Origin of the sequence: Pseudonocardia sp. UM4_GMWB1 (genome assembly GCF_017312155.1) — a bacterium.
Taxonomy (GTDB): Bacteria; Actinomycetota; Actinomycetes; order Mycobacteriales; family Pseudonocardiaceae; genus Pseudonocardia; species Pseudonocardia alni.
In genome coordinates this window covers 4,563,734-4,588,088 of record NZ_QJPN01000001.1, presented here as the reverse complement: position 1 = coordinate 4,588,088, position 24,355 = coordinate 4,563,734, and the positions used below count along the sequence as shown (strand labels likewise).

Annotated in this window: 27 protein-coding genes; 11 read left to right on the top strand and 16 right to left on the bottom strand. The window is 74.8% G+C overall.

Annotated features, from left to right (window positions below):
• Window positions 1-215: 215 nt before the first annotated feature.
• A complete protein-coding gene (locus DMP15_RS21405) occupies window positions 216-1,181 on the bottom strand; it encodes a zinc-binding dehydrogenase (RefSeq protein ID WP_337826364.1) in 966 nt (321 codons plus the stop codon).
• Window positions 1,182-1,225: 44 nt separating this feature from the next.
• Between DMP15_RS21405 and DMP15_RS21400 the strand changes: the two genes are divergently transcribed.
• The gene (locus tag DMP15_RS21400; protein ID WP_337826363.1) at window positions 1,226-1,408 is read left to right on the top strand and encodes a hypothetical protein; all 183 of its coding nucleotides are present in this window, start codon (window positions 1,226-1,228) and stop codon (window positions 1,406-1,408) included.
• 4 nt (window positions 1,409-1,412) lie between these two features.
• On the opposite strand, the gene DMP15_RS21395 is transcribed toward DMP15_RS21400, so the two are convergent.
• Window positions 1,413-2,258: an NAD-dependent protein deacetylase gene (locus tag DMP15_RS21395; protein WP_073578014.1), complete on the bottom strand. Its 846-nt coding sequence runs from the start codon at window positions 2,256-2,258 to the stop codon at window positions 1,413-1,415.
• A gap of 313 nt (window positions 2,259-2,571) precedes the next feature.
• On the opposite strand from DMP15_RS21395, the gene DMP15_RS21390 reads away from it, so the two are divergent.
• On the top strand, window positions 2,572-3,456 hold the full coding sequence (locus tag DMP15_RS21390; RefSeq protein WP_073578013.1) for an endonuclease domain-containing protein: 885 nt from the start codon (window positions 2,572-2,574) through the stop codon (window positions 3,454-3,456).
• A 156-nt stretch (window positions 3,457-3,612) separates the two neighbouring features.
• On the opposite strand, the gene DMP15_RS21385 is transcribed toward DMP15_RS21390, so the two are convergent.
• The 3 genes from DMP15_RS21385 to DMP15_RS30370 are packed head-to-tail and all read right to left on the bottom strand — an operon-like array spanning window position 3,613 to window position 5,147.
• The gene (locus tag DMP15_RS21385; protein ID WP_337826362.1) at window positions 3,613-4,401 is read right to left on the bottom strand and encodes an enoyl-CoA hydratase-related protein; all 789 of its coding nucleotides are present in this window, start codon (window positions 4,399-4,401) and stop codon (window positions 3,613-3,615) included.
• Between the two features lie 17 nt (window positions 4,402-4,418).
• Window positions 4,419-4,868 (bottom strand): OsmC family protein, encoded by a 450-nt coding sequence (locus DMP15_RS21380; RefSeq protein WP_073578011.1) that lies wholly within the window; start codon window positions 4,866-4,868, stop codon window positions 4,419-4,421.
• Between the two features lie 36 nt (window positions 4,869-4,904).
• The gene (locus DMP15_RS30370; RefSeq protein ID WP_350590153.1) at window positions 4,905-5,147 is read right to left on the bottom strand and encodes a putative leader peptide; all 243 of its coding nucleotides are present in this window, start codon (window positions 5,145-5,147) and stop codon (window positions 4,905-4,907) included.
• Here DMP15_RS30370 and DMP15_RS21375 point away from each other — a divergent pair.
• On the top strand, window positions 5,128-5,988 hold the full coding sequence (locus tag DMP15_RS21375) for an LLM class F420-dependent oxidoreductase (protein ID WP_073578010.1): 861 nt from the start codon (window positions 5,128-5,130) through the stop codon (window positions 5,986-5,988). The genes DMP15_RS30370 and DMP15_RS21375 overlap by 20 nt on opposite strands.
• Window positions 5,989-5,997: 9 nt before the next feature.
• On the opposite strand, the gene DMP15_RS21370 is transcribed toward DMP15_RS21375, so the two are convergent.
• Window positions 5,998-6,240, bottom strand: coding sequence for a hypothetical protein (locus DMP15_RS21370; RefSeq protein WP_100880107.1), 243 nt, complete (start codon window positions 6,238-6,240; stop codon window positions 5,998-6,000).
• A gap of 314 nt (window positions 6,241-6,554) precedes the next feature.
• On the opposite strand from DMP15_RS21370, the gene DMP15_RS21365 reads away from it, so the two are divergent.
• The 3 genes from DMP15_RS21365 to DMP15_RS21355 all read left to right on the top strand — a co-directional run bounded on the left by DMP15_RS21365 (window position 6,555) and on the right by DMP15_RS21355 (window position 9,576).
• Entirely contained in the window at window positions 6,555-7,022 is a 468-nt protein-coding gene (locus tag DMP15_RS21365) for a ribonuclease domain-containing protein (RefSeq protein WP_073578008.1), read from the top strand.
• A complete protein-coding gene (locus DMP15_RS21360) occupies window positions 7,019-7,390 on the top strand; it encodes a barstar family protein (protein WP_073578007.1) in 372 nt (123 codons plus the stop codon). The genes DMP15_RS21365 and DMP15_RS21360 overlap by 4 nt, the downstream gene beginning before the upstream one ends.
• A gap of 233 nt (window positions 7,391-7,623) precedes the next feature.
• Window positions 7,624-9,576 (top strand): FAD/NAD(P)-binding protein, encoded by a 1,953-nt coding sequence (locus DMP15_RS21355; RefSeq protein ID WP_337826361.1) that lies wholly within the window; start codon window positions 7,624-7,626, stop codon window positions 9,574-9,576.
• A 31-nt stretch (window positions 9,577-9,607) separates the two neighbouring features.
• Here DMP15_RS21355 and DMP15_RS21350 read toward each other — a convergent pair whose 3' ends face one another.
• The 7 genes from DMP15_RS21350 to DMP15_RS21320 all read right to left on the bottom strand — a co-directional run bounded on the left by DMP15_RS21350 (window position 9,608) and on the right by DMP15_RS21320 (window position 15,816).
• Window positions 9,608-10,510 (bottom strand): sulfite exporter TauE/SafE family protein, encoded by a 903-nt coding sequence (locus DMP15_RS21350; protein ID WP_179760583.1) that lies wholly within the window; start codon window positions 10,508-10,510, stop codon window positions 9,608-9,610.
• 96 nt (window positions 10,511-10,606) lie between these two features.
• Window positions 10,607-10,759 carry a hypothetical protein gene (locus tag DMP15_RS21345; RefSeq protein ID WP_157818514.1) on the bottom strand — a complete coding sequence of 51 codons (153 nt, stop codon included), beginning with the start codon at window positions 10,757-10,759 and terminating at the stop codon, window positions 10,607-10,609.
• Window positions 10,760-11,002: 243 nt separating this feature from the next.
• Window positions 11,003-12,340 (bottom strand): sulfate adenylyltransferase subunit 1, encoded by a 1,338-nt coding sequence (locus tag DMP15_RS21340; protein ID WP_337826360.1) that lies wholly within the window; start codon window positions 12,338-12,340, stop codon window positions 11,003-11,005.
• Window positions 12,340-13,278, bottom strand: a complete 939-nt coding sequence (gene cysD / locus DMP15_RS21335) for a sulfate adenylyltransferase subunit CysD (protein ID WP_179760581.1) — start codon at window positions 13,276-13,278, stop codon at window positions 12,340-12,342. The genes DMP15_RS21340 and cysD overlap by 1 nt, the downstream gene beginning before the upstream one ends.
• Window positions 13,275-13,979, bottom strand: coding sequence for a phosphoadenylyl-sulfate reductase (locus DMP15_RS21330; RefSeq protein WP_253068836.1), 705 nt, complete (start codon window positions 13,977-13,979; stop codon window positions 13,275-13,277). The genes cysD and DMP15_RS21330 overlap by 4 nt, the downstream gene beginning before the upstream one ends.
• Window positions 13,976-14,152 (bottom strand): hypothetical protein, encoded by a 177-nt coding sequence (locus DMP15_RS21325; RefSeq protein WP_062401491.1) that lies wholly within the window; start codon window positions 14,150-14,152, stop codon window positions 13,976-13,978. Before DMP15_RS21325 ends, DMP15_RS21330 begins: the two co-directional genes overlap by 4 nt.
• The gene (locus DMP15_RS21320) at window positions 14,149-15,816 is read right to left on the bottom strand and encodes a nitrite/sulfite reductase (RefSeq protein WP_179760579.1); all 1,668 of its coding nucleotides are present in this window, start codon (window positions 15,814-15,816) and stop codon (window positions 14,149-14,151) included. Before DMP15_RS21320 ends, DMP15_RS21325 begins: the two co-directional genes overlap by 4 nt.
• Window positions 15,817-16,250: 434 nt before the next feature.
• On the opposite strand from DMP15_RS21320, the gene hemW reads away from it, so the two are divergent.
• A complete protein-coding gene (hemW, locus tag DMP15_RS21315; protein ID WP_073578243.1) occupies window positions 16,251-17,459 on the top strand; it encodes a radical SAM family heme chaperone HemW in 1,209 nt (402 codons plus the stop codon).
• Window positions 17,456-18,241, top strand: coding sequence for a lipase (locus DMP15_RS21310; protein ID WP_100880111.1), 786 nt, complete (start codon window positions 17,456-17,458; stop codon window positions 18,239-18,241). Before hemW ends, DMP15_RS21310 begins: the two co-directional genes overlap by 4 nt.
• Window positions 18,242-18,263: 22 nt before the next feature.
• Here the strand turns inward: DMP15_RS21310 and DMP15_RS21305 are convergent, their stop codons facing one another.
• The 3 genes from DMP15_RS21305 to DMP15_RS21295 are packed head-to-tail and all read right to left on the bottom strand — an operon-like array spanning window position 18,264 to window position 21,204.
• The gene (locus tag DMP15_RS21305; protein ID WP_062401494.1) at window positions 18,264-19,121 is read right to left on the bottom strand and encodes an ABC transporter permease; all 858 of its coding nucleotides are present in this window, start codon (window positions 19,119-19,121) and stop codon (window positions 18,264-18,266) included.
• On the bottom strand, window positions 19,118-20,068 hold the full coding sequence (locus tag DMP15_RS21300) for an ABC transporter ATP-binding protein (protein ID WP_337826359.1): 951 nt from the start codon (window positions 20,066-20,068) through the stop codon (window positions 19,118-19,120). Before DMP15_RS21300 ends, DMP15_RS21305 begins: the two co-directional genes overlap by 4 nt.
• Window positions 20,065-21,204 carry a hypothetical protein gene (locus DMP15_RS21295; protein ID WP_337826358.1) on the bottom strand — a complete coding sequence of 380 codons (1,140 nt, stop codon included), beginning with the start codon at window positions 21,202-21,204 and terminating at the stop codon, window positions 20,065-20,067. The genes DMP15_RS21300 and DMP15_RS21295 overlap by 4 nt, the downstream gene beginning before the upstream one ends.
• Window positions 21,205-21,296: 92 nt before the next feature.
• Here DMP15_RS21295 and hrcA point away from each other — a divergent pair, with 92 nt between their 5' ends.
• Genes hrcA through DMP15_RS21280 form a run of 3 tightly spaced genes read left to right on the top strand, consistent with a single transcriptional unit; the run spans window position 21,297 to window position 24,291 of the window.
• Window positions 21,297-22,316: a heat-inducible transcriptional repressor HrcA gene (hrcA, locus tag DMP15_RS21290; protein WP_337826357.1), complete on the top strand. Its 1,020-nt coding sequence runs from the start codon at window positions 21,297-21,299 to the stop codon at window positions 22,314-22,316.
• A gap of 45 nt (window positions 22,317-22,361) precedes the next feature.
• Window positions 22,362-23,531, top strand: a complete 1,170-nt coding sequence (dnaJ, locus tag DMP15_RS21285; RefSeq protein ID WP_073577997.1) for a molecular chaperone DnaJ — start codon at window positions 22,362-22,364, stop codon at window positions 23,529-23,531.
• Between the two features lie 4 nt (window positions 23,532-23,535).
• On the top strand, window positions 23,536-24,291 hold the full coding sequence (locus DMP15_RS21280; RefSeq protein WP_337826356.1) for a 16S rRNA (uracil(1498)-N(3))-methyltransferase: 756 nt from the start codon (window positions 23,536-23,538) through the stop codon (window positions 24,289-24,291).
• Window positions 24,292-24,355 lie beyond the last annotated feature (64 nt).

Genomic DNA, 24,355 nt, shown 5'->3' with positions numbered 1-24,355 from the left:
AGTCCCCGACGCCCGTCGACTGAAAGGCTCGGTCACGATGACGCACTGTACTTGCCGAACGGGCGAAATCCGACCCTGTCCTGGGCAAACGTCCCCCGAGCGCCGGGCGGTCGTCACGCAGCGATGACCGACAGGCCGACGACCAGCGATTACGTAGACCGCTTGACGTTCACCAACGACATCACGACTGCATCACACCCGGATCACGTAACGCCCTAGCGGGTCAGGACGATCTTCCCCGCCGTGCGCCCCGCGGCCATCGCCTCGAACGCCTCCTTCGCGGAGTCCATCGGCAGTTCTGTCCCGATCTCCGGCGCGATCCCGGCCGTCGCCACGAAGTTCATGAGATCCGCGAGCTCCTGCCGCGTCCCCATGGTCGCGCCGACCACCTCGAGCTGGAGGAAGAACAGCCGCTGCAGGTCCGCGGGCGGGTTCGGGCCCGAGGTGGAGCCGCAGACGACGATGCGGCCACCGGGACGCAGCGCCCGCATGGAGTGCTTCCAGGTGGCCTCGCCGACCGACTCCATGACGGCGTCGACCTTGCCCGGCAGCCTCGCCCCGGACTCGAACGTGGCGTGCGCGCCGAGCCGCTCGGCCAGTGCGCGCTTCTCCTCGTCGCGGCCGGTGACCCACACCTGGAAGCCCGCGGCGCGGCCCAGCTGGACCAGCGCCGTCGAGACGCCGCCGGAGGCGCCCTGGACGAGCACCGTCTGGCCCGGCTGCAGGCCCGACTTGGTGAACAGCATCCGGTACGCGGTCAGCCAGGCGGTGCCCAGGACGGCGCCCTGGCCGGGGGTGAGGCCCTTCGGGGCGGGGACCGCGTTGCGCGCCGGGACGATCACCGTGTCGGCCATCGTGCCCTGGTGGCGCTCGGTGAGCAGGGTGCGCTTCGGGTCGAGCGTCTCGTCGCCGCGCCAGTCAGGGTCGCCGATGATCGGGTAGAGGACGACCTCGGTGCCGTCGTCGAGGGTCCCGGCGCCGTCGCAGCCGAGGATCATGGGGAACTGGTCGGGCTTGATGCCGACCCCGCGCAGCGTCCACAGGTCGTGCATGTTGAGGCTGGCGGCGGAGACGTTGACGGAGACCCAGCCGTCGGGGACCTCCGGGGCGGGCCGCTCGCCCACGACGAGGGAGTCGAGGGGAGCGTCGGCGTTGGGCTCCTGCGCATAGACAGCGAACATGGCCCCGAACCTAATGCCTGGGCCCGGGGACTACCGTGTGGAGTGTGCGCACGATCATCGACGGCTGGGACGCGTTCGAGCTGTGGCTCACCGGCCTGCCGTTCGTGGTGCAGGTCGTGTTCGTGACGGTGGTGGTCCTGCCCGCGTGCGCGCTGGTCGCGATCGGTGCCGACCGGGCCACCCGGCGCTTCGACACCCCCCGCGGGCGTCGCGGCGGCGGGGCCTGAGCGCTCAGACCGGCTGGGCCGCGAGTGCGGCGAGCGCCTCCGAGCAGCCCGCGTCGACGCGCAGGTCGGCGAGTTCGTCGCCCCGGGTCGCCCCGCGGTTGACGATCACGACCGGCACCTCCGCCCGGTGCGCGGCCCGGACGAACCGCAGCCCCGACATGACGGTGAGCGAGGACCCGGCGACGAGCAGCGCGCCGTCCTCGGGGGTCAGCGCGGCCACCATCGCGTAGCAGCGCGCCACCCGGTCCTTCGGCACGTTCTCCCCGAAGAACACGACGTGCGGTTTGAGGACCCCGCCGCACGACGCGCACGGCGCGATCCGGAAGCCGTCGGTGATCTCCACCGCGGCGTCGCCGTCGGGGGCCGTCTCGACCTGCGCGCTGTGCGCCTCGGTGAAGCCGGGGTTGAGCGCGGTGAGCCGGGCCTGCAGCGCGTCGCGCGGGGTGATGCGGCGGCAGTCCAGGCAGACGACCTCGTCGATGCGCCCGTGCAGGTCGACCACGCCGCGGCTGCCGGCCACGGAGTGCAGGCCGTCGACGTTCTGTGTGATCAGTCCGTCGACGACGCCCGCCGCCCCCAGTGCGGCCAGCGCGCGGTGTCCGGGGTTGGGGTCGGCGCGACGCATCCGGGCCCAGCCGACGTGGCTGCGCGCCCAGTACCGTCGCTGCGCGGGCTCCCCGGACACGAACTCGGAGTAGGTCATCGGGTTGCGCGGTCGTGAGCCCGGGCCGCGGTAGTCGGGGATGCCGGAGTCGGTGGACAGCCCGGCCCCGGTGAGGACGACGAGGCGCCGCCCGGCGAGCAGGTCCGGTGCCGCGCCCGGGTCGGTGCTGACGACGGGGACGCTCATGCTCTCCAGGGTAGGCGCGCCCGGTGGCTCCCTGCCCCTCGGCGGCCCGCCCCACCGCCCCACCGCCGCACCTCGCCCCGCCGCCGCGGAACCCCTTCGCCGAGCCGCAGCAGGACCCCCTCGCGGCACACCCCCCCAGGCTCTCCGGGCCGCCCGGCCCGCTTTGCCGAGTGGCACACCGTGGACCCGTCGGGGCCGGTCCCGGGTCCGTGGTGTGCCACTCGGCGCACTCCGGCGACCGGACCGGTTCGCGATCGCACACCGGCGACGCCGAACGGCCCCGCCCGGCGCGGTGTCCCCGGATCCTGCGTCGGTGGACGTGCCGGGGTGGCCCCTCATCTTCCGTGGCTCGGCCGCCGTCGGCGCGGGCCTCGTGACGGCGCGACGGCTGCAGGGCCCGGCGTTCGTCCGGGTGCTGCCCGACACCTGGGCCGCCCGGCACCTCGTCCCGCTCGGACACGCCGACCGGTGCCGGGCGGTGTTCCGCTGGTCCGGCGGTCGCGGGGTGATCGCGGGATGGGCCGCGGCTGAGCTGTCCGGCGCACCGTGCGCGCCGGCCGGGGCGCCGGTCGACGTGGTGCTCCCGGTCCGGGCCCGGGCCCCGGCCGGGGTGCGCGTGCGCCGCGACCGGCTGCACCCCGGTGAGATCGGGTGGTGCGACGGGGTCCGGGTCACCACGCCGCTGCGGACCGCGTTCGACCTGGCCCGGGGTCGCGACGAGACCGCCGCCGTCGTCGCGGTGGACGCGCTGGCGTTCCGGCACGGGTTCGCTCCGGACCTGCTGCTGAACTTCGCGGTCCGCTACCGGGGGCTGCGCGGGGTGGCCGGCGTTCCCGGCGTCCTGGGGCTCGCCGACCGGCGCGCCATGTCCCCGCCCGAGACCCGGCTGAGGTTGCTCCTGGTCCGGGCCGGCCTGCCGCGACCTGAGGTCCAGCACCCGGTGCTCGACGACGCCCGGCGCCGCGCGGTGTGGCTCGATCTCGCCTATCCCGCGCCGCGCGTCGGCATCGAGTACGAGGGCGCCGACCACACCGGCCCCGACCGGGTCCTGCGCGACGCCACGAGGGTGACCCGCCTCGTCGACGCCGGGTGGCGGATCTACCGCTACACCCGGTTCGACCTGCGCGACGAGCCCGGGCGCATCGTCGCGGAGATCGGCAGGGCGCTGGACCACGCCCCGACGAGTGGTACGCCGTGAACCTGCCCGAGGGGGTCCGAGGTGCCCGGTGTGCCACTCGGCTGTCCGGGCCGGGATGGACCCGGGCCGTGGCGAGCCGGGCCGTCGCGGGGCGAGCCGGGCCTGGTCGAGCCGGAGCGGGCCTGGGCCGGGGCGAGCCGGGCCGGGGCGCGGGGCTCAGCCCTCCGGTACCCAGGACGGCGTCCGCTTCTCCCCGAAGGCCAGGATGCCCTCCTGCCCCTCCTCGGAGGCGAAGTACGAGGCGGACAGCGTGTTCATCGCGGCGAAGTCCTCGGACATCGTCGCCGGGCGCTCGCGGCGCAGCATCGCCTTCGCCCCGGCCAGGGCGCCGGGCGCACCGAGGCGCAGCATGCCGGTGTAGCGGGCCACCTCGTCGTCGAGGGCCTCCGCCGGAACGGCGCTGTTGATCAGCCCGACGGCCGCCGCGCGCCGCGCGTCGAAGGTCTCTCCGGTGAGGAAGAGCTCGTGCGCGGCGCGGGCGGACAACCGGGGCAGCACGGTCACCGAGATGACCGCGGGCACGACCCCGATGCGGACCTCGGAGAAGGCGAAGGTGGCCGACTCGGCGGCGACGGCGATGTCGCACGCCGCCACGATCCCGACCCCACCGGCGCGGGCCGGGCCCGACAGCCGGGCGACGACCGGCTTGGGGGAGTCCCACAGCGTCGTCAGGATCCGCGGCACCTCGGTGACGCCCTGCTGCTCGGCGCCCGCACCGCGGGACTCCTTGAGGTCCATGCCCGCGCAGAACACCGTGCCGGTGTGGGTCAGCAGGATCACCCGCACCGCGTCGTCGGCGATCGCCGCGTCGAGGTGCGCGATCAGCTCCCGGCGCAGCTGCGCCGAGAGTGCGTTGCGGTTGCGCGGGGAGTCCAGGGTGATCGTCGCGATCCCGGCCTCGACGGCCAGGTGGACGAGCTCGGGGGAGTCGACGGTGTCTGCCACCCCCGCAGACTAGGACCTCAGGCCTTCGTCCAGGTGCTGGTGATCGACACCCCGGCCAGGGCGAACAGCTGCGACACCGGGCAGCGGCGCTCGGTCTCCCGGGCCAGCTGCGCGACCTGCTCGTCGGTGCCGTCGGTGGTGATCACGGCGTCGACCCGCAGGTTCTGGAAGGTGGTCTCACCGTCGCGGTGGGTGCCGGTGGTCATCGTCGTCGGGTTGAAGTCGGCGGCGACGTCGAAGCGCACGTGCTCGATCGTGATGCCGAGCTCCTTCGCGACGATCGAGCTGGTCACCTGGTTGCACGACGACAGCGACGCGAGCGTGTAGGCGAGCGGGCTGGGGTGCTCGTCCTTGCCGCCGAAGGCGGGGTAGGCGTCGGTCTCGATGACGTAGCCGGCGCCGTCGACCGCGACGGTCTGCGCGACGCCGGTGCCCTGGCCGCTGACGGCGAAGGTGACGAGAGGCATGGGTGATCTCCTGTACGAGGGGGTGCGGGGGACGGGTCAGGAGCGGGGACAGAGGGCCCCGGCCGTCCGGCCCAGGTCGATGTGCAGCCTCCGCACGAGCGCGATCACGGGATCAGTGAACCGCACCGAACGGTTGTGCGCGACGTGACGGAGCCGACCGAACCGGCGACGCCCGCGGTCCGATGGGCGCGGTGGCGCCGGTCGCCGGGAGAGGGCTACGCTCGAAACGGAGTTGGCTCCGTTTACGAGAGGACATGCCGTGGAGATCGGACTGCACATCGCGGACTTCACCTACCCGGCCGGGCCGACGGGCCTGGCCGACGACCTGTCCCGGATCGCCGTCGCGGCCGAGGAGCAGGGCTTCTCCCGGGTGAGCGTCATGGACCACCTCTGGCAGATCCGGCCGGTCGGGCCGGTCGAGACCGACATGCTCGAGGCGTACACGGTGCTCGGCTACCTGGCCGCCCGCACCGAGAAGGTCGACCTGCTGGCCTGGGTGACCGCGGTGACCTACCGCGACCCCGGCCTGCTGGTGAAGGCCGTGACCACTCTGGACGTGCTGTCGAAGGGTCGCGCGATGCTGGGTATCGGTGCCGCCTGGAACGACGAGGAGGCCACCGGGCTCGGGCTGTTCTTCCCGCCGACCGCGGAGCGGTTCGAGCGGCTGGAGGAGACGCTGCGCATCGCCCGTCAGATGTGGAGCGACGACGACGGCCCCTTCGAGGGCGCCCACTACCGGCTCGGCGCCACGCTGAACACGCCGCAGCCGCTGCGCAGGCCGTACCCGCCGATCCTGATCGGCGGCGGTGGGGAGCGGAAGACGCTGCGCCTGGTCGCGCAGTACGCCGACGCGTGCAACCTGTTCGGCGGCCCCGAGCTGGAGCGCAAGCTGGACGTGCTGCGCACCCGCTGCGAGGAGGTCGGGCGCGATTACGACGAGATCGAGAAGACGGTCATGGCACGGCTCGACCCGGCCGACCCGAAGGCCGCGGTCGAGGAGCTGCGTGGCTACGCGGCACTCGGTGTGCAGCACGTGCACACCGTGGTGCCGGACGTGGCGGCGATCGAGCCGCTGCGGGTGTTCGGGTCGGAGATCATCCCGGCGGCAGCCGAGCTCTGACCCGAGCGGTCACCTGCCGGGTTGGCGGGGCATCGTCCGCAGGATCGCGACCTGCTGGTCCAGCTCGGCAGCGATCAGCTCGGCGTGCAGGGCGGCGGAGGCGCCGTCGTGCGCGGCGAGCGCGCGGTGCCGGCGCACCAGGTCGTCGATCGAGTCCAGCAGCCGGTCCACGGTCGAGCGGCCGGCCTGGGGTGCCGGGAGCTCCACGGGTGCGGGAGCCTCGGGCAAGGGGTGAATCAGCTCTGCGGTCATGCGACGTTCTCCGTTGAACGTGTCGGGATCGGGGCGTGTCATGCGCAGTCGTTCCTGGTCTCTCGAGCTCCGTTGTACCCGCTTCAACGCCCTTTTACTGCGCGTAGAACAGGGGTGCGACGCAGGACACGGTGACCGGGCGCACCTACGCGGTGACCGGTCGTGATCATGGCCCGTCACGGACCCGCCGATGCGGTCGGCGGTCGAACGGAGGGTGGTCGTCGCGGCAGCCGTGGAAACGGCGGGTGACGGGACGGTGGCGGTTCGTCGCGACGTCTGTACCCGAACGGGTGACCCCACCTAGCGTCCGGACCATGATCATTCGACCGGATGCGCGGTCCGGGCCGCGTGCCCTGATCGTCGGGGCACTCGTCGCCGTTCTGGCCGCCCTCGGCCTCGCCCTGCCCGCCGCGGCCGCCGCCGCACCCGCTCCGGCCGTGCCGGCCGCCGTCGCCGCTCCCGTCGCCCCGGCCGCCGTGCCGGGGGAACAGGAGTCCGGGCTGCCGGTGCGGGCGCTGTCGTCGCTGCCGTCCCAGGCCACCGACACCTATCGGCTGATCCGCTCCGGTGGGCCGTACCCGTACAGCCAGGACGGGACGACCTTCCAGAACCGGGAGGGGATCCTGCCCGCGACGTCCTCGGGCTACTACACGGAGTTCACCGTGCCGACCCCCGGCGCGAGCACCCGCGGCGCCAGGCGGATCGTCACCGGATCGGGCGGGGAGTACTACTACACGGCCGACCACTACGCCTCGTTCGTCGTGGTAGACGTCTCGAGGTGAGCACCCTTCCCCGTGAGAGCGCCGGAACCGCCCCCGCCGTCGACGCGGCCCGGGGGCGGGCCGGTGGCTCCGGTCTCGTCGCCGTCGTCGAGGGGGTCGCGGACCGCGCCGCGGTCCTGTCCGCCCTCGGCCGGGCGCTGAGCTTCCCCGAGTACTACGGCCACAATCTCGACGCGCTGGCGGACTGCCTCGGCGACCTGTCCTGGCTGCCCGCCGGACCGGTCGAGCTCGTCGTCGCCGACGGTCCGCTCGCCGCGGCCGACCCCGGCACCCACGCGACGGTCCTGGAGATCCTCGCCGAGGCCGTCGCCACGACGGCAGGGACCGACCGGCCGCTGCACGTCACCCTGGCCGGCCCGGCCGCCTGACGACCGTGCCGCCACCGGTCCCGCGCTCGCGGGCGGGGTGCGGAATCCCGGGGGCCCGGTGCGGCGTTGAGGCCGGTGGACCGACCGTGGCGGGTGGCCACGGCGAGGGAGGCGACCTACCGTGGCATCCATGGGTCTCCGGCTGGTGAGGCGCAGGCACGTCGATCTGTGCCGCCTGCGGTGGGCGCCGTGAGGGGTCGTCAACCTCCGCCCGCCGACCCAGGAGCGCCCCGATGTCCCATGGCCCGCACGCCCCGTCCATCGTGATCGTCGGCGCCGGCCCCCGCGGGGCCGGCGTGCTGGAACGCATGGTCGCGAGTGCGCCCGAGCTGCTGTCCGACGCCCTCGCCGGGCCCGGCATCGACGTCCACCTCGTCGACCCGTTCCCGGCCGGGGCGGGTCGCATCTGGCGGCACGCGCAGTCCCCGCTGCTCGCGATGAACTCGATGGCCGCCGACGTCACGATGTGGACCGACTCCTCGGTCGTCTGCGACGGCCCGGTGGCACCCGGCCCGTCGTTCTGGGACTGGGCGCAGGACCTGCGCGAGCACGGCGACCCGCGGGCCGAGCTCGGCCCGGAGCTCGCCGACGAGCTGGCACAGGTCACGGCGTCGACGTTCCCGTCGCGGCGGCTGCAGAGCCACTACCTCGCCGCGGTGCTGCGCGAGGTCGTCGGCCGGGCGCCGGCCGGGATGCGGGTGCACGTGCACCGCACCACCGCCGAGGCCCTCGACGAGGCCGACGGCAGGCAGGTCGTGACCCTCGCCGACGGCACCGTCCTGCGCGGCGACGCCGTCGTGCTCGCCTCCGGGCACCTCGACGCCACCCCCACCGACGACGAGATCGCGCTCGCCGCCCGCGCCGACGAGTTCGGCCTGCGCTACCTGCCCCCGGAGCAGACCTCCGACTCCGACCTCTCGGTGATCGCGCCGGGCGAGACCGTGCTGGCCCGCGGGCTGGGGCTGGCGTTCGTCGACCTCGTGGTGCTGTTGTTCGAGGGCCGCGGTGGGCGCTTCGTCGCCGACCCGGACGACGCCGACCCGGGCCGGCTGCGGTACGAGCCGTGCGGGCGGGAGCCGGTGCTCGTCGGCGGGTCCCCGCGCGGCGCGACCTACCACTCCAAGACCCACTACCAGCTACGGGCCGGGCTTCCGCCGCTGCCGCGGTTCCTCGGCCCCGACGTCACCGACGACCTCATCGCCTCCGGCGGCCCGGTCGACGTCGCCACCCGGGTGTGGCCGCTGATGGCCAAGGAGATCGGCTGGGGCTGGTACCACGAGCTGTTCGTCGGCCACCCCGACCGCGTCCGCGCCGGGTGGGACGAGTTCGCCGGGCGGTTCGCCGCTGTCGCGCACGGCTCGCCCGAGGAGGCGGCGCTGATCGCCGAGCTGGTGCCCGACCCGCTCGACCGGCTCGACCTGACCGCGCTGGACCGCCCGCTCGACGGCGTGCACGCCCCGGACCTCGACGCCCTGCAACCCCTGGTGCGCGAACGCATCGCCGAGGACCTGCGCCGGCACGTCGACGAGCGGCACACCCCGCACCTCGGCGCGTTCGTCGCGATGCTGTCGGTCTACACCGAGACCACCCGCCTGGCCGGGTCCGGGGTGCTCTCGCCGCGCTCGAAGGCGAGGGACATGCCGTGGTGGCAGTCGTTCTTCAACTCGGTCGCCTCCGGCCCACCCGGTTTCCGGGTCCGCCAGATGCTCGCCCTGTCCCGTGCCGGGTACCTGCGGTTCCTCGGCGCCGGGATGAGCGTCGACATCGACGCCGACGGCTTCCACGCCACCAGCACGACCCTGGCCGGGGCGGGGCCGGTGTCGACCCGGGTCCTGGTCGACGCCCGGCTGCCCGACCCGAGCGTCTCGCGCACGGTGGACGGGCTGCTGCGCGGCCTGCTCGCCCGCGGCGAGGCCGTCGAGGAGGTCCTGTACGACGACGACGGCGCCCCGCTACGCAACACCGGTCTGCTGTCGGTCCGTCCGGCCGACGGCGCGCTGCACACCGCGGACGGCGGGGTGCACGAGCGACGGTTCGCCGTCGGGCCGCACACGACGGTCAAGGTCGCCGGGGCGTTCACCCGGCCCGGGATGAACGCGCAGAGCCTGCGCTACAACGACGCCGTCGCCCGCGCCGTGCTGGGCGCCCTGCGCGGCGCCGCGTCCCGCGCCGTCCCGGCGGCCTGAGCCGTCCCGGGGGAGCCGGACCCGGTCGGTGTCAGTCGCGGGCGCCGACCGGCTCGGGGACCCGCTCCGGCTCGGCGACGACCGGGCGGCGGCGCGGCAGCAGGGCCACGGTCACGACGAGCGCGATCGCCGTCGCCACCAGCACCCACGGGCCGGGGACGCCGAGCAGTGCGAGCGCCGAGGCGAGCAGCACCGCGGTCACGACCGGCTTGATGAGCCGGCCAGTGCCCCCGGAGGACAGCCGCGCGCCGAACCACACGCCGGGCAGGGCGCCGACGAGCAGCGCCGCGGCGAGGCCGAACTGGACGTCGCCGAAGAACAGGTGCCCGACCGTCGCGGCGGCGACCAGCGGGATCGCCTGCACGATGTCGGTGCCGACCAGCCGCGACGGGTGCAGCTGCGGGTAGGCGAGCAGCAGCATCGCGATGATCAGCGACCCGGCGCCGACCGAGGTCATCCCGACCGCCAGCCCGCCGACGACGCCGATCAGCACCGTCCGCAGCGGACGGACGTCCACCGGCGCGTCGGCGTCGACGGCGTTGCGGCTGCCGCGCCGGTCCATGACCTGCCGGAACAGCGTGGTCAGCACCGAGGCGACCAGCGCGATCCCGATGAACACCTTGAGCCGGTCCTCGACGCCGACGCCCTTCCCGATCATCCCGATGACCACCGCGCCGGCGAACCCGGCGGGGACGGCGCCGAGCACCAGCCACCCGGTGAGCCGCCAGTGCACGGTGCGCCGCCGGGCGTGCACCGCGGCGCCGACCGGCTTCATCACCAGCGAGGTCAGCAGGTCCGAGGAGATCGCGGTGAGCGGGTTGACCTTGAACACCAGGACGAGCAACGGGGTCAGGAGCGCACCGCCGCCCATTCCGGTGAGGCCGACGAGGAAGCCGACGAGCAGGCCGGCGAGCGCGAGCGAGGGGTCGAACATGATCCTGCTTCCTGCGCACGCCGGGCGTGCGGGAGCGTCCGTGACCCGTGCGAGGGGTACGCGGTACGTGGTGGGAGGTCGGTCGGGGGAGGTGCCTCAACCCCGGCGACAGAACTCGTCGAACGCGTCGAGCCGGCGCGACGGCCAGAACCGCTCGAGGTGCGCGACGAGGTGCCAGGAGACCGCCGGGTCCGACTGCGCGCGGCCGGACGCGAGGGTCCGGTCGGCGGGGGCGGCGGTCGTGGTCACCCGACCATGGTGGAACGGATCGAGGGGGTCGACAAGTCGTCGTCCGCTGGTCGGGACGACGGGAAACCTGTCCGGACACGTGGCCGCCGCGGGGCGCTGAGCTGCAGGGACGCGCCGCGGCGGGTGCCTCCTCGGCGCGTCCGGGTGACCCGGGCCACGACCGCCCGGTCCGGGCACCCCGCCCGGCACGACACGGCCCCCGCACCCGGAGCGGGTGCGGGGGCCGTGGACGGCGCGGCGCGGTCAGCCGGCGGCCGGCACCGCCGCGAGCGGGTCGCCCACCAGGCCGGCGGCGAGCGTGTTGCCCGTCGGCGGGTCGATCAGCAGGAACCCGCCGGTGGTGCGGACCCGGGCGTAGGAGTCGACCGGCAGCGGGTCGGCGACGCGCAGCGACACCCGACCGATGTCGTTGATCTCCAGCTTCTCCGGGGCGGCGGCGTAGGACATCCTCTCGGTGTCCAGCCGCGACCCCAGCGTCCCGACGATCACCTGGGTGGTGCGGGTGCCGTGCTTGAGCAGCAGCCGCGCGCCCGGGAGCAGCGGCTTCTCGGCCAGCCAGCACAGCGTCGCATCGATCTCGGAGGTGACCTCCGGGACGTCGGACGCGGCGGCGATCAGGGCGCCGCGGGGGGCGTCGATGTCGTCGGCCAGCAGCACCGTCACGCTCAGGCCCGCCCCGGCAGCGGCCAGCGGGCCGTCGGCGGTCCGGACCTCGGAGACGGTGGTGCGGTGCCCCTCGGGCAGGACGACGACCTCGTCGCCCGGACGGACGGTGCCGGAGGCGACCTGGCCGGCGTAGCCGCGGTAGTCGTGCAGGTCACCGAGCGAAGCGTCAGCCGAGCGAGACTCGGCACCGTTCCTGGGGCGGATCACGTACTGGACCGGCATCCGGAACGGGGCGTCGGCGTCGGGGCCGTCGACCGGGACCGACTCCAGGTGCTCCAGCAGCGTCGGCCCGGTGTACCAGGGCGTGTTGTCGCTGCGGAACGCCACGTTGTCCCCGACCAGCGCGGACACCGGGATGACCTGGACGGCGTCGTCGGTGAAGCCCAGCGAGCGGGTCAGCTCGGTGAACTCGCGCTCGATGTCGGCGATCTTCGCCTGGTCGTACTCGATCAGGTCGATCTTGTTGATCGCCAGGACCAGGCGCGGGACGCGCAGCAGCGACAGCACCGCGGCGTGCCGGCGGGTCTGGGAGACCACGCCGTTGCGGGCGTCGACCAGCAGCACCGCCAGCTCGGCGGTGGACGCGCCGGTGACGGTGTTGCGGGTGTACTGGACGTGGCCCGGGGTGTCGGCGAGGACGAACTCCCGGGTCGGCGTGCCGAAGTAGCGGTAGGCGACGTCGATGGTGATGCCCTGCTCGCGCTCGGCGCGCAGGCCGTCGACGAGCAGCGACAGGTCCGGCGTCGACATCCCCTTGTCGACCGAGGCGCGCTCGACGGCCTCGATCTGGTCGGCCAGCACCGACTTGGTGTCGTAGAGCAGGCGCCCGACCAGGGTGGACTTGCCGTCGTCGACGGAGCCCGCCGTGGCGAAGCGCAGCAGGGACCGGGAGGTGGTGTCGGCAGTGCCCGTCATCAGAAGTAGCCCTCCTTCTTCCGGTCCTCCATCGCGGCCTCGGACAGCCGGTCGTCGGCCCGGGTCGCGCCGCGCTCGGTGAGCCGCGACGCGGTGACCTCGGCGATGACCTCGTCGAGGGTGGTGGCGGTGGACTCGACCGCGCCGGTGCACGAGCCGTCGCCCACCGTGCGGTAGCGGATGGACCTGCGCTGCAGCTGCTCGCCGTCGCGCGCTCCGCCCCAGGGTCCCTCGGCGAGCCACATGCCGTCGCGCTGGAAGACCTCGCGCTCGTGGGCGTAGTAGATCGACGGCAGCTCGATGCCCTCGCGCCGGATGTAGCGCCAGACGTCGAGCTCGGTCCAGTTGGAGATGGGGAAGACGCGGACGTGCTCACCGGCGGCGTGCCGTCCGTTGTAGAGGTTCCACAGCTCCGGGCGCTGCTTGCGCGGGTCCCAGCGGCCGAACGCGTCGCGCAGGCTCATGATCCGCTCCTTGGCCCGGGCGCGTTCCTCGTCGCGGCGGCCGCCGCCGAACACGGCGTCGAAGCGGTGCTCGGCGATCGCGTCGAGCAGCGGCTGGGTCTGCAGCGGGTTGCGGGTGCCGTCGGCGCGCTCGACGAGCCGCCCGTCGGCGAGGTAGTCCTCGACGCGGGCGACCTCCAGGCGGAGCCCGTACTGCGCGGCGATCCGGTCCCGGAACTCGATGACCTCCGGGTAGTTGTGCCCGGTGTCGACGTGCAGCAGGCCGAAGGGCACCGTGGCCGGCGCGAACGCCTTGATGGCCAGGTGCACCAGCAGCGTCGAGTCCTTGCCGCCGGAGAACAGGATCACCGGGCGGTCGAACTCGCCGGCGACCTCGCGGAACACGTGGATCGCCTCGGACTCCAGTGCGTCGAGGGCGTCCAGCGCCGGGGTCGTGACGGCGGCGGTCACGGGGGTCTCCTCCACGGTCGTCATGCGTGCAGCCCGCACTCGGTCTTGGCACGTCCGGCCCAGCGGCCGGAGCGGGGGTCCTCGCCGGGCTTCGGCTTCGCGGTGCAGGGCGCGCAGCCGATGCTCGGGTAGCCGGCGTCGACCAGCGGGTTCACCAGGATCCCGTGCTCGGCGATGTAGGCGTCCATGTCCTCGTCGGACCACGCGGCGATCGGATTGATCTTGACGAGGCCGAACTTCTCGTCGTAGGTGACCAGCGGCGTGTTCGCCCGGGTCGGGGCCTCGACGCGGCGGACGCCGGTGACCCAGGCGTCGTAGCCGGACAGCGTCCGCTCCAACGGGACGACCTTGCGCAGCGCGCAGCAGCGGTCCGGCTCGCGGGCGAACAGGTCCTTGCCGTACTCGGCGTCCTGCTCGGCGACCGTCTGGTCCGCCTGCGCGTTCACGATGCGCAGCTGCGGGTAGACGGCGTCGACCGCGTCGCGGGTGCCGATGGTCTCCGCGAAGTGGTAGCCGGTCTCCAGGAACAGCACGTCGATGTCCGGCCGGGCCCGCTGGGCCAGGTCGACCAGCACGGCGTCCTGCATGTTGGAGGCGACGATCAGCCGGTCGCCGAAGGTCTCCGCGGCCCAGTCGAGCAGCTGCTCGGCGGTCGCGTCCGGGCCCAGCTCGGCGGCACCACGCTCGGCGGTGGCGCGCAGGTCGGTCTCCAGGGCAACACTCATGATTCCGCTCCCGAGGTCTCGGGGACGCCGATCCCCACGAAGGTCACGACGAAGGTGCGCAGGCAGCCGGCGCACCACCAGGCGGCGCCGGGGACCTTCTCGGACCGCTCGGCCGGGCGCAGGTCCTCCTCGCCGCAGTACGGGCAGTGGAACGGCGTGACGCGCCCGCTCACTTCAGGTCCTCCTCGTCGGCCCGCAGGACCCACTGGGCGAACCGCTCGTCGCCGTCGCGCTGCTCGGCGAAGCGGCGCACCACGCGCTCGACGTACTCGCCCAGCTCGGCGCTGGTGACCTTGAGCCCGCGCAGCTTGCGGCCGAAACCGGAGTCCAGCCCCAGCCCGCCGCCCAGGTGCACCTGGAAGCCCTCGACCTGGTTGCCCCCCGCGTCGGTGACGATCTGGCCCTTGAGGCCGATGTCGGCGACCTGGGTGCGGGCGCAGGCGTTCGGGCAGCCGTTGAGGTGCAGCGAGATCGGCACGTCGGGGACGACGTCGGCGAGGCGCTTCTCCAGGTCCTCCACCAGCCGGATCGCCCGCTCCTTGGTCTCGACGATCGCGAGCTTGCAGAACTCGATGCCGGTGCAGGCCATCGTCGAGCGGCGCCAGGTCGAGGGCCGGGCCGGCAGGCCGAGCCGGTTCAGGTCCTCGATCAGCCCGTCGAGCCTGTCGTCGGCCACGTCCAGCACGACGATCTTCTGGTACGGGGTGAACCGGATGCGGTCCGACCCGGCGCGCTCGGCGGCGTCGGCGACCGCGAGCAGCGTCGTGCCCGACACGCGGCCCGACGGCGGAGCGACGCCGACGTAGTTGCGGCCGTCCTTCTGCTTGTGGACGCCGACGTGGTCGATGGGCCGCTCGGGGACCGCCGGGGCGGGGCCGTCGACGAGCTTCCGGCCCAGGTACTCGTCCTCCAGGATCTGGCGGAACTTCTCCGGGCCCCAGTCGGCGATGAGGAACTTGATGCGGGCGCGGTGGCGCAGGCGGCGGTAGCCGTAGTCGCGGAACACCTGGACGACGCCGTGCCACACGTCGGGGACCTCGGCGAGCGGGACCCAGGCGCCGAGCCGTTCGGCGATCCGCGGGTTGGTCGACAGCCCGCCGCCGACCCACAGGTCGAAGCCGGGGCCGTGCTCGGGGTGCTCGACGCCGACGAAGGAGATGTCGTTGATCTCGTGTGCGACGTCCTGCTGCCAGGAGATCGCGGACTTGAACTTGCGCGGCAGGTTCGACAGCTCGCGGTCGCCGATGAAGCGGCGCACGATCTCGTCGATGGCCGGGGTCGGGTCGACCACCTCGTCGGCGGAGACTCCGGCGACGGGGGACCCCATGACCACACGGGGGCAGTCACCGCAGGCCTCGGTGGTCTGCATGCCCAGCGGCTCGATCAGCTTCCAGATCGCCGGGACGTCCTCGACGCGGATCCAGTGGTACTGGATGTTCTCCCGGTCGGTGACGTCGGCGGTGTCGCGGCCGTAGCGCTGCGAGACCTCGCCGAGGGCGCGCAGCTGCTCGACCGAGACCGAGCCGCCGTCGAGGCGCACGCGCATCATGAAGTACTCGTCGTCGAGCTCCTCGGGCTCCAGCGCCGCGGTGCGGCCGCCGTCGATCCCGGGCCTGCGCTGGGTGTAGAGCCCCATCCAGCGGAACCGTCCGCGCAGGTCGGCGGGGTCGATCGAGTCGAAACCGCGCCGGGCGTAGACGTTCTCGATCCGCGCGCGCACGTTCAGCGGATTGTCGTCGCGCTTGCTGCGCTCGTTGGGGTTCAGCGGTTCGCGGTGGCCGAGTTTCCACTGCCCCTGCCCCTTCGGGCGGCGGGGTGCGGTCTTCGAGGGCGCCATGTGGTGGGTGCTCCGATGTCGGGCGAACCGGGCACACCCCGGCCCGGGACAGGGCACGGAGCGGCCCGGGGCGGTTCGGGAGGGGCCGTCGGATCAGCGACGACGACAGAGCGCGCTACGAGTCCGGTTCAGATCCACGTGGCGACGCGCCACGAGGCGGAGACGGAGTGCGGGCACGGACACAGGGTGCCACGGTGTCCGGACCTGCCACAAAGTGATGTTCGCATCCTGGGAGGGAGGGGCGGATAGGTCCGGACGTTCGCCGCGCGGTGTCCGGTTCACCCGGAATCCCCGGGTCACGGGCCCGGTGGAACCCGTCGTCCACCGCGGGCCCCCCGGATGCCACCCCGTCGCGACCGGCCCGTCCCGTGCGCCCCGGACCTGTCGGGGAGCGGTCCGGGCCCGAGGTGCGCCCGGCACCGACCGGCCCGGCGGTGGCACACTCGCCGGACGTGACCTCCGTGCCGCCGGCCTTCGGGCTCTACGTCCACGTGCCGTTCTGCGCGACCCGCTGCGGCTACTGCGACTTCAACACCTACACCGCCTCCGAGCTCGCGGGCGACGCCGCGTCCCCGGACGGCTGGCTCGCCGCCGCCCGCGCCGAGATCGCGCTCGCCGCCCGCACGGTGGGGGACCGCACCGTGGAGACGGTGTTCGTCGGCGGCGGCACCCCGTCGCTGATCGGCGCCGACCGGCTCGTCGCGGTGCTCGACGCGGCCCGCGAGCACCTCCCGTTCGCCGACGACGCCGAGGTCACCACCGAGTCCAACCCCGAGTCGGTCTCACCGGAGTTCTTCGACCGGCTCCGGGCCGGCGGGTTCACCCGCATCTCGCTGGGCATGCAGTCCGCCGCCCCGCACGTGCTCGCCGTACTGGACCGCACGCACACCCCGGGGCGCGCGGTCGCCGCCGCTCGGGAGGCCCGGGCCGCCGGGTTCGGTCACGTCAACCTGGACCTGATCTACGCCACCCCCGGCGAGACCGACGACGACCTGCGCGCCTCCGCCGACGCCGTCCTCGACGCGGGGGTGGACCACGTCTCGGCCTACGCGCTGATCGTCGAGGACGGCACCGCCCTGGCCCGCCGGGTCCGCCGCGGGGAGCTGCCCGCCCCCGACGACGACGTCGCCGCCACCCGCTACGAGCTGCTCGACGCGCGGCTGCGCGACGCCGGGTTGTCCTGGTACGAGGTGTCGAACTGGTCGCTGCCCGGCGCCGAGTGCCGGCACAACCTGGGCTACTGGCGCGACGGCGACTGGTGGGGGATCGGCCCCGGCGCCCACTCCCACCTGGCCGGGACACGCTGGTGGAACGTCAAGCACCCGGCGCGCTGGGCGGGCGCGCTCGCCGCGGGGGAGACCCCCGAGGGCGGTCGCGAGGAGCTCACCGCGGACGAGCGGCACACCGAGCGGGTCATGCTGCGGCTGCGCCTCGCCGAGGGCATGGCCCTGACCCTGCTGCATGACGGCGGTCGCGGGGCCGCCGCCCGCGCCGTCGCCGAGGGGCTGCTGGACCCGGCGGCGCACGCCGCGGGCCGTGCGGTGCTGACCGACCGCGGACGGCTGCTGGCCGACCGGGTCGTCACCGACCTGCTGATCGCCGACGACACCCCGGCGGCCGGCACCCCGGCGGGGGCCCGGTGAGCCCGCGCCGCCGGGCGCTGCTGGTCGTCGCCGCACTGCTGGTGGCGCTGGGCGTGGTGGCCGCGGTCGTCACGGCCCTGCCCGAGGGGCCCCGCGGCGCCGGCGGGCCCGTCGCCCAGGACCGGCCGGGCCCGGTCCTGCTCGTCCCCGGCTACGGCGGCGACCGCACCGGCCTGGAGGTCCTCGCCGGGGCCCTGCGCGCCCAGGGCCGCGACGCGCGCGTCCTGGCCCTCGACGGCGACGGCACCGGCGACCTCGACCGGCAGGTGGCGGTGCTGGACCGCGCGGTCACCGTCGCCACCGACGCCGGGGCGCCGTCGGTCGACGTCGTCGGCTATTCCGCGGGCGGCGTCGTCGCGGGGCTGTGGGCGATCCGCGACGACGGCCCGGCCCGGGCCCGGCGGATCGTGTCGATCGGCTCCCCGCTGGCCGGGACGACGGTGGCCGGCTCCGCCGCGGCCGTGTCCCCGGAGGCGTGCCCGCAGGCGTGCCGTCAGCTCGCCCCGGGGTCGGCACTGCTGGGGGAGCTCGCCGGGGCCGGGACGGCGGTGCCCTGGCTGTCGGTGTGGACCGACCGTGACCAGGTCGTCACCCCGCCGACCTCGGCCCGCCTCGACGGTGCGGTCAACGTGGAGCTGCAGCAGCTGTGCCCGGGCTCGACCGTGGGCCACGGCGGCCTGCCCGCCGACGACGCCGTGATCGGCCTGGTCGTCCGTGCCCTGTCCACCGCACCGATCGACGAGGCCCCGGCCGCCTGCGGCACCCTGCGCGCCGCGGGCTGAGGCGGCCCGGCGCGGCGGGCACTCAGCTCGCGATGTCCTTGGTCGCCAGGTTCGCCCACGCCGCCCCGACGGCGACGGCGACCCAGCCCGCCTGCACCCACGCCCCGGTGCGGGCGGCGTCGTAGAGGACCGGGTCGCGGTAGAGGTCGATCCAGGCCAGCCAGTGCGCCGTCGGCAGGAAGTCGACGAAGGCGGCCGAGGCGTCGAGGGCCTGCAGCGACGCACTGGTCACCACGACCGCGAGCACCGCCAGCGCCGCCGCCAGCGGTGAGTCGGTCAGGGTGGAGAAGAAGATCCCCAGCGCGCCCAGGGTGAGCATGCACAGCGCCAGGTAGGCCACGGTCAGCCCGGTCCGGGTCGCCAGGTCCACCGGTTCGATCACCGTCCCGGACAGCGACGCGACCGAGCCGGGCCCGGCGTCGACCGGGGGCAGGGTGAGACCACCGGTGGCGGTGGTGGTGCCGGTGCCGAACACCGCGATCCCCACCGCGTAGGACGTCAGCACCACCAGCGTCACCGCGGTGACCACGAAGAACGCCACCGACACCAGTTTCGCCACCAGCAGCCGCAGCCGTCCGACCGGCCGGATCAGCAGGTAGCGCAGGGTCCCCGCGGCGGCCTCCCCGGCGACGGTGTCCCCGGCGACCACCGCCACGGTGATCGGCAGCAGGATCGGCAGCACCAGGGCCAGCGCGAACGCCGGGAAGATCTGCCCGTTCGTCGCGACCGCGGACAGGAACGCGGGCCCCTGACCGGGCGGCGGGAGGATCCCGGTGGCCGACACGACCACCGCGACGAGCGCCGGCAGCGCGCACAGCAGCAGCCAGCACAGCCACACCCGGGTGCGGCGCAGCAGCAGCGCCAGCTCGACGAGGATCACCGCGCCACCGCCCGCCCGGCCGTCGACACCCGGTCCGAGCCGTCACCGGTGCGTTCCAGCACCACCTGTTCCAGGGTGCGGCGCTCCGGTTCCAGCGACGCCACCGGCACCCCGGCCCGCACCAGGTGCGCGTTGAGGTCGGCGGGGTCGACGGCGCGGACCACGAGCCGGTCGCCGTCGGCGGACTCCAGCGCCCGGCCGAGCGCCCGCGCCGCGGCCGCCGGGGCCGGGGTGCGGACGACGACCCGGCCGGTCGGTGCCCGCAGCTCGTCGAGGTCCTGGGTGAGCACGAGGTGCCCGGCGTCCATCACCCCGACCCGGGTGCACAGCGTCTCCACCTCGGTGAGCAGGTGGCTGGACAGCACCACGGTCGTGCCCCGTTCGTTCAGCGCGGTCAGCAGGGTGCGCATCTCGCCGATGCCCCGCGGATCCAGGCCGTTGGTCGGTTCGTCGAGCAGCAGCAGCGCCGGGGCGCGCAGCAGCGCCGAGGCGATGCCCAGGCGCTGGCGCATCCCCAGCGAGTAGGCCCGCACCGGGCGGCGGTCGACCCCGCCCAGGCCGACCTGCTCCAGGGCCTCCTGCACGCGTCGTCGCCGGTCGGCGGGCCGGTGCAGCGGGCCGCCCACCGAGCCCGCCGCGTCGAGCAGGGCCAGGTTCGCCCGGCCCGACAGCCCCGGCCAGGCGGCGGGGGACTCGACCAGCGCACCGACCCGCGGCAGCACCGTGCGGGCGGCCCGCGGCATCGGCGAGCCCAGCACCTCGATCGACCCCGAGGTGGCGTGCACCAGCCCGAGCAGCATCCGCACCAGCGTCGTCTTGCCGGAGCCGTTCGGGCCCAGCAGCCCGAACCGGGAGCCGGCGGGCACCGCCAGGTCGACGCCGTCGACGGCGGTGACCCGGCCGAACCGCTTGGTCACCGCGTGCGTCGCGACCACCGGGTCGTTCACCGGCGGGTCCCCATCAGCTCGACGGCGGCGGACTCCAGGACCCCGGGTCGCACCGTCCCGGCCAGCAGCACCCCGCGCCGTCGCCGACGGGCGACGACGAGGCTGAGCAGCGGCGTCGCCACCCGGGCGGCCGAGCCGCCGGGCAGGCCGGCCACGTCCACCCCGCCCGCGGCGGCCGAGCCGCGCACGATCCCGTCGACGACCTCCGGCCCGGCCGGGACCAGCACGAACCGGCCGACCCCGGTGCCGTAGACACCGACCCCGGGCAGCAGCTCGGCGGCCGGGACGTCCCCGGACACCGGCAGCTCCACCCGGTCCCGGCCGGCGAGCCGGTCCGGCGGGGGCGCCGCTCCGGCCCCGCGCAGCGAGCCGGTCAGGTCGTCGGGACGGGCCCGCACCCGCTCCGCCGACGACGGCGGCGCCGGGACCAGCGCCGCGGCCGGCGGCGCGGCGGTGTCCACCGCCTCGAACGCCGTCTCCAGGAGCGGGCCCGCGCCGTCCCGGGCGGCGATCTCGACCGCGACCGGGAGGGCGCCGTCGCCGACGGGGACCGACCACACGTCGATCCGCCCGGCCAGGCTGTCCGGGTCGGCCGGGGTCACCCGCAGCCCGGCCGCGGCCCGCCCGGCGACCCGCCGTGCCGGCAGCGCCGTCACCGGGTCGTCGGGGGTCGCGCCGAGCAGCCGGCGGGCCAGGTCGGCCGGGGCGAGGTCCGAGGCCCGCGGGAAACGCACCGGGGCGAGCGGGGAGACCGTGGTCAGCCGGTTCGCGCCGTAGTCCCAGATCCGCTCGACCTGTCCGTCGCGGTAGGTGTCGACCTCGCCGACCGGGGTCAGCTCGTCGACCCGCCAGCGGCCCGCGTCGGCGACCTGGACGCGGATCCGGGTGGTCGTGGACAGCAGCCGGGCCGCGGACCCGATCGGCGCGACGGTGGGCAGCCCGAGCCGGCCGGTCGCCGTCGCCAGGCCGGAGTGGGGGACGACACCCGCCAGGATCCGGGCCCGCAGCGCGGCCGGGTCCGGGGTCCCGGCGACGTCGCCGACGGGGAGCCAGCGGTCGGTCGTACCCACCGCGACCAGGGCGACGGCACCGGCACCGACGAGCAGGGAGCGCCGGCCGAAGCGGCGTGCGGACATCACCCCACCCACCGTGCCACGCCGCGTGCCCCGGCCGCGCGGCCACGAGGGCGCCTAGGATGGACGGGGCACAGCGGGGGAGGTGTGAGGAGATGAACGCCGACGAGCGGCGGTTCGCCGTGCTGCGGGCCATCGTGGCCGACTACGTCTCGACGCAGGAGCCCGTGGGCTCGAAGGCCATCGTCGACCGGCACAACCTCGGGGTGTCGAGCGCGACGGTGCGCAACGACATGGCCGTCCTCGAGGAGGACGGCCTGATCGCGCAGCCGCACACCAGCGCGGGCCGGATCCCCACCGACAAGGGCTACCGCCAGTTCGTCGACCGGATCTCGCAGGTCAAGCCGCTGTCGTCGGCCGAGAAGCGGGCCGTGCAGACGTTCCTGGACGGCGCCGTCGATCTCGACGACGTGCTGCGCCGCTCGGTGCGGCTGCTCGCGCAACTGACCCGCCAGGTCGCCGTCGTGCAGTACCCGACGCTCACCCGTTCCACGGTCCGCCACCTCGAGGTCGTGCAGCTGACCCCGGCCCGGCTGATGCTGGTGCTGATCACCGACTCCGGCCGCGTCGACCAGCGCGTCGTCGACCTGGGCGACGTGCTCGCCGACGCCGACGTCGCCCGGCTGCGCGAGATGCTCGGCAACGCCCTGGGCGGGCGCAAGCTCGCCGAGGCCTCCGCGGCCGTCGCCGAGCTGCCCGACACCGCGCCGGAGGACCTGCGCACCCCGCTGCTGCACCTCGCGACGGTGCTCATCGAGACCCTCGTCGAGCACCCCGAGGAGCGGATGGTGCTCGGCGGCACGGCCAACCTGACCCGCAGCCACGCCGACTTCCCCGGCTCGCTCCGTCAGGTCCTGGAGGCCCTGGAGGAGCAGGTCGTGGTCATGCGGCTGCTCGCGGCCTCGCAGGACTCCGGCCTGGTCACGGTCCGGATCGGCGAGGAGAACGAGGCCGAGGACCTGCGCACCGCGTCCGTGGTCACGGTGGGGTACGGATCGGGTACCCCGCTGGGCGGGATGGGCGTCGTCGGACCGACCCGGATGGACTACCCGGGCACGATCTCGGCGGTGCATGCGGTCGCCCGGTACGTGGGTGAGATCCTGACCGGTCGGTAGACCTTTCATCGTTGTTGTACGTACTTCCCAGAGGAAAAGAGCCAGGTGGCACGCGACTACTACGGGATCCTGGGCGTCGAGCGCGGCGCCGACGCCTCGGAGATCAAGCGGGCGTACCGCAAGCTCGCCCGTGAGCTGCACCCGGACGTCAACCCCGACCCCGCAGCACAGGAACGGTTCCGGGAGGTCAGCGCCGCCTACGAGGTGCTGACCGACCCCGAGAAGCGCCGGGTCGTCGATCTCGGCGGCGACCCCCTCGACGCCCGCGGCGGCGGGGGTGGTGGCGGTGGCGACCCGTTCGCCGGGTTCGGCGGGTTCAGCGACATCATGGACGCGTTCTTCGGCGGCACCGCCGGCGGCGGACGCGGGCGCGGCCCGCGCAGCCGGGTCCAGCCCGGCGCCGACGCGCTGATCCGGATGGAGCTGACGCTGGAGGACTGCGCCGCCGGTGTGCAGCGCGACCTCGCCGTCGACACCGCCGTCCTGTGCACCCAGTGCCAGGGCTCCGGCTGCGCCGAGGGCACCCACCCCACCGCCTGCGACACCTGCGGCGGCTCCGGGGAGATCCAGAGCGTGCAGCGCTCGTTCCTCGGGCAGGTCGTCACCGCACGGCCCTGCCCGACCTGCCGCGGGTTCGGCGAGGTCATCCCCGACCCCTGCCGCCAGTGCGCGGGCGACGGCCGGGTCCGGTCGCGGCGCACCGTCGCCGTCAAGATCCCGGCGGGCGTCGCCGAGGGCATGCGGGTGCGCCTGTCCGGCCAGGGCGAGGTCGGCTCCGGCGGCGGTCCCGCCGGTGACCTCTACGTCGAGGTGGAGGAGGCGCCGCACGAGCTGTTCACCCGCGACGGCGCCGATCTGCACTGCACGCTCCCGCTGCCGATGACCGCGGCCGCGCTCGGCACCACGTTGCCGTTGCCGCTGCTCGACGGCTCGGTCGCCGAGATCGACGTCGAGGCGGGCACCCAGCACGGCACGGTCCGCACGCTGCGCGGCAAGGGCATGCCCCGGCTGCGCTCCACCGGGCGGATCGACGGCCACGGCGACCTCCTCGTGCACGTAGAGGTGGCGGTGCCGACCCGGCTGGACAAGGAGCAGACCGACCTGCTGCGCCGGCTCGCCGAGCTGCGCGGTGAGGAGCAGCCGGACCTGATCGGCGGCTCCCGCAACGGGCACGGCCTGTTCTCCAAGCTGCGCGACAGCTGGACCGGACGCTGACCCGGTGACGACGGCGCCGCTGTTCCTGGTCGACGACGTCGGCTCCCTCCCGGGCCCGGGCTCCGACACGGTGCTCGACGGCCCGGAGGGACGCCACGCCGCGACCGTGCGACGGCTGCGCCCCGGCGAGGCGCTGGTGCTGTCCGACGGCCGGGGCGGTGTCGCCCGCGCCGAGGTGGTCGACGTCGCCGGGCGGGACGCGCTGACCGTGCGGCTGCACGAGGTGACCCGGGTGGCTGCACCCGCGGTCCGCGTCGTCGTCGCGCAGGCGCTGGTCAAGGGCGACCGCGGCGAGCTCGCCGTGGAGACCGCCACCGAGGCCGGCGCCGACGGGTTCGTCCCCTGGAAGGCGGCCCGCTGCGTCACCCGCTGGGACGACGGCCCGCGCGGCGCGAAAGCCCTCGAACGCTGGCGTTCCACCGTCCGCGAGGCCGCCAAGCAGGCCCGCCGCCCGTGGCAGCCCGACGTCGCAGGCCCGGTGACCACCGCGCAGCTCGCCGCCCGTGTCGGTGCCGCCGACACCGCGCTGGTGCTGCACGAGTCCGCGGGCGAGGACCTCGCCTCGGTCGCGCTGCCCGCGGCGGGGGAGGTGCTGCTCGCCGTCGGACCGGAGGGCGGCGTCGACGACGCCGAGCTCGACCGCCTCGCCGAGGCCGGCGCCGTCCCGGTCCGGATGGGGCCGGAGGTGCTGCGGGCCTCCACCGCGGCCTGCGTCGCGCTCGGTGCGCTCGCCGTGCGCACCGGCCGCTGGGCCCGCTGAGCCCCCTCGCCGACCCGTCCCAGGGCGCCCCCAGTGTCACTTTCGGGGCTTAGAGCGCTACGAG

Bases quoted from the DNA above. Each gene is read 5' to 3' on its own strand.
- DMP15_RS21295 (WP_337826358.1), bottom strand. From the start codon at position 21,204: ATGTCCGCACGCCGCTTCGGCCGGCGCTCCCTGCTCGTCGGTGCCGGT.
- DMP15_RS21380 (WP_073578011.1), bottom strand. From the start codon at position 4,868: ATGCCTCTCGTCACCTTCGCCGTCAGCGGCCAGGGCACCGGCGTCGCG.
- DMP15_RS21350 (WP_179760583.1), bottom strand. From the start codon at position 10,510: ATGTTCGACCCCTCGCTCGCGCTCGCCGGCCTGCTCGTCGGCTTCCTC.
- DMP15_RS30370 (WP_350590153.1), bottom strand. From the start codon at position 5,147: ATGTGCAGTCCGATCTCCACGGCATGTCCTCTCGTAAACGGAGCCAAC.
- DMP15_RS21405 (WP_337826364.1), bottom strand. From the start codon at position 1,181: ATGTTCGCTGTCTATGCGCAGGAGCCCAACGCCGACGCTCCCCTCGAC.
- DMP15_RS21320 (WP_179760579.1), bottom strand. From the start codon at position 15,816: ATGGCGCCCTCGAAGACCGCACCCCGCCGCCCGAAGGGGCAGGGGCAG.
- DMP15_RS21330 (WP_253068836.1), bottom strand. From the start codon at position 13,979: ATGAGTGTTGCCCTGGAGACCGACCTGCGCGCCACCGCCGAGCGTGGT.
- cysD (WP_179760581.1), bottom strand. From the start codon at position 13,278: ATGACGACCGTGGAGGAGACCCCCGTGACCGCCGCCGTCACGACCCCG.
- hrcA (WP_337826357.1), top strand. From the start codon at position 21,297: ATGAACGCCGACGAGCGGCGGTTCGCCGTGCTGCGGGCCATCGTGGCC.
- DMP15_RS21370 (WP_100880107.1), bottom strand. From the start codon at position 6,240: ATGACCGCAGAGCTGATTCACCCCTTGCCCGAGGCTCCCGCACCCGTG.
- DMP15_RS21365 (WP_073578008.1), top strand. From the start codon at position 6,555: ATGATCATTCGACCGGATGCGCGGTCCGGGCCGCGTGCCCTGATCGTC.
- DMP15_RS21395 (WP_073578014.1), bottom strand. From the start codon at position 2,258: ATGAGCGTCCCCGTCGTCAGCACCGACCCGGGCGCGGCACCGGACCTG.
- DMP15_RS21340 (WP_337826360.1), bottom strand. From the start codon at position 12,340: ATGACGGGCACTGCCGACACCACCTCCCGGTCCCTGCTGCGCTTCGCC.
- DMP15_RS21355 (WP_337826361.1), top strand. From the start codon at position 7,624: ATGTCCCATGGCCCGCACGCCCCGTCCATCGTGATCGTCGGCGCCGGC.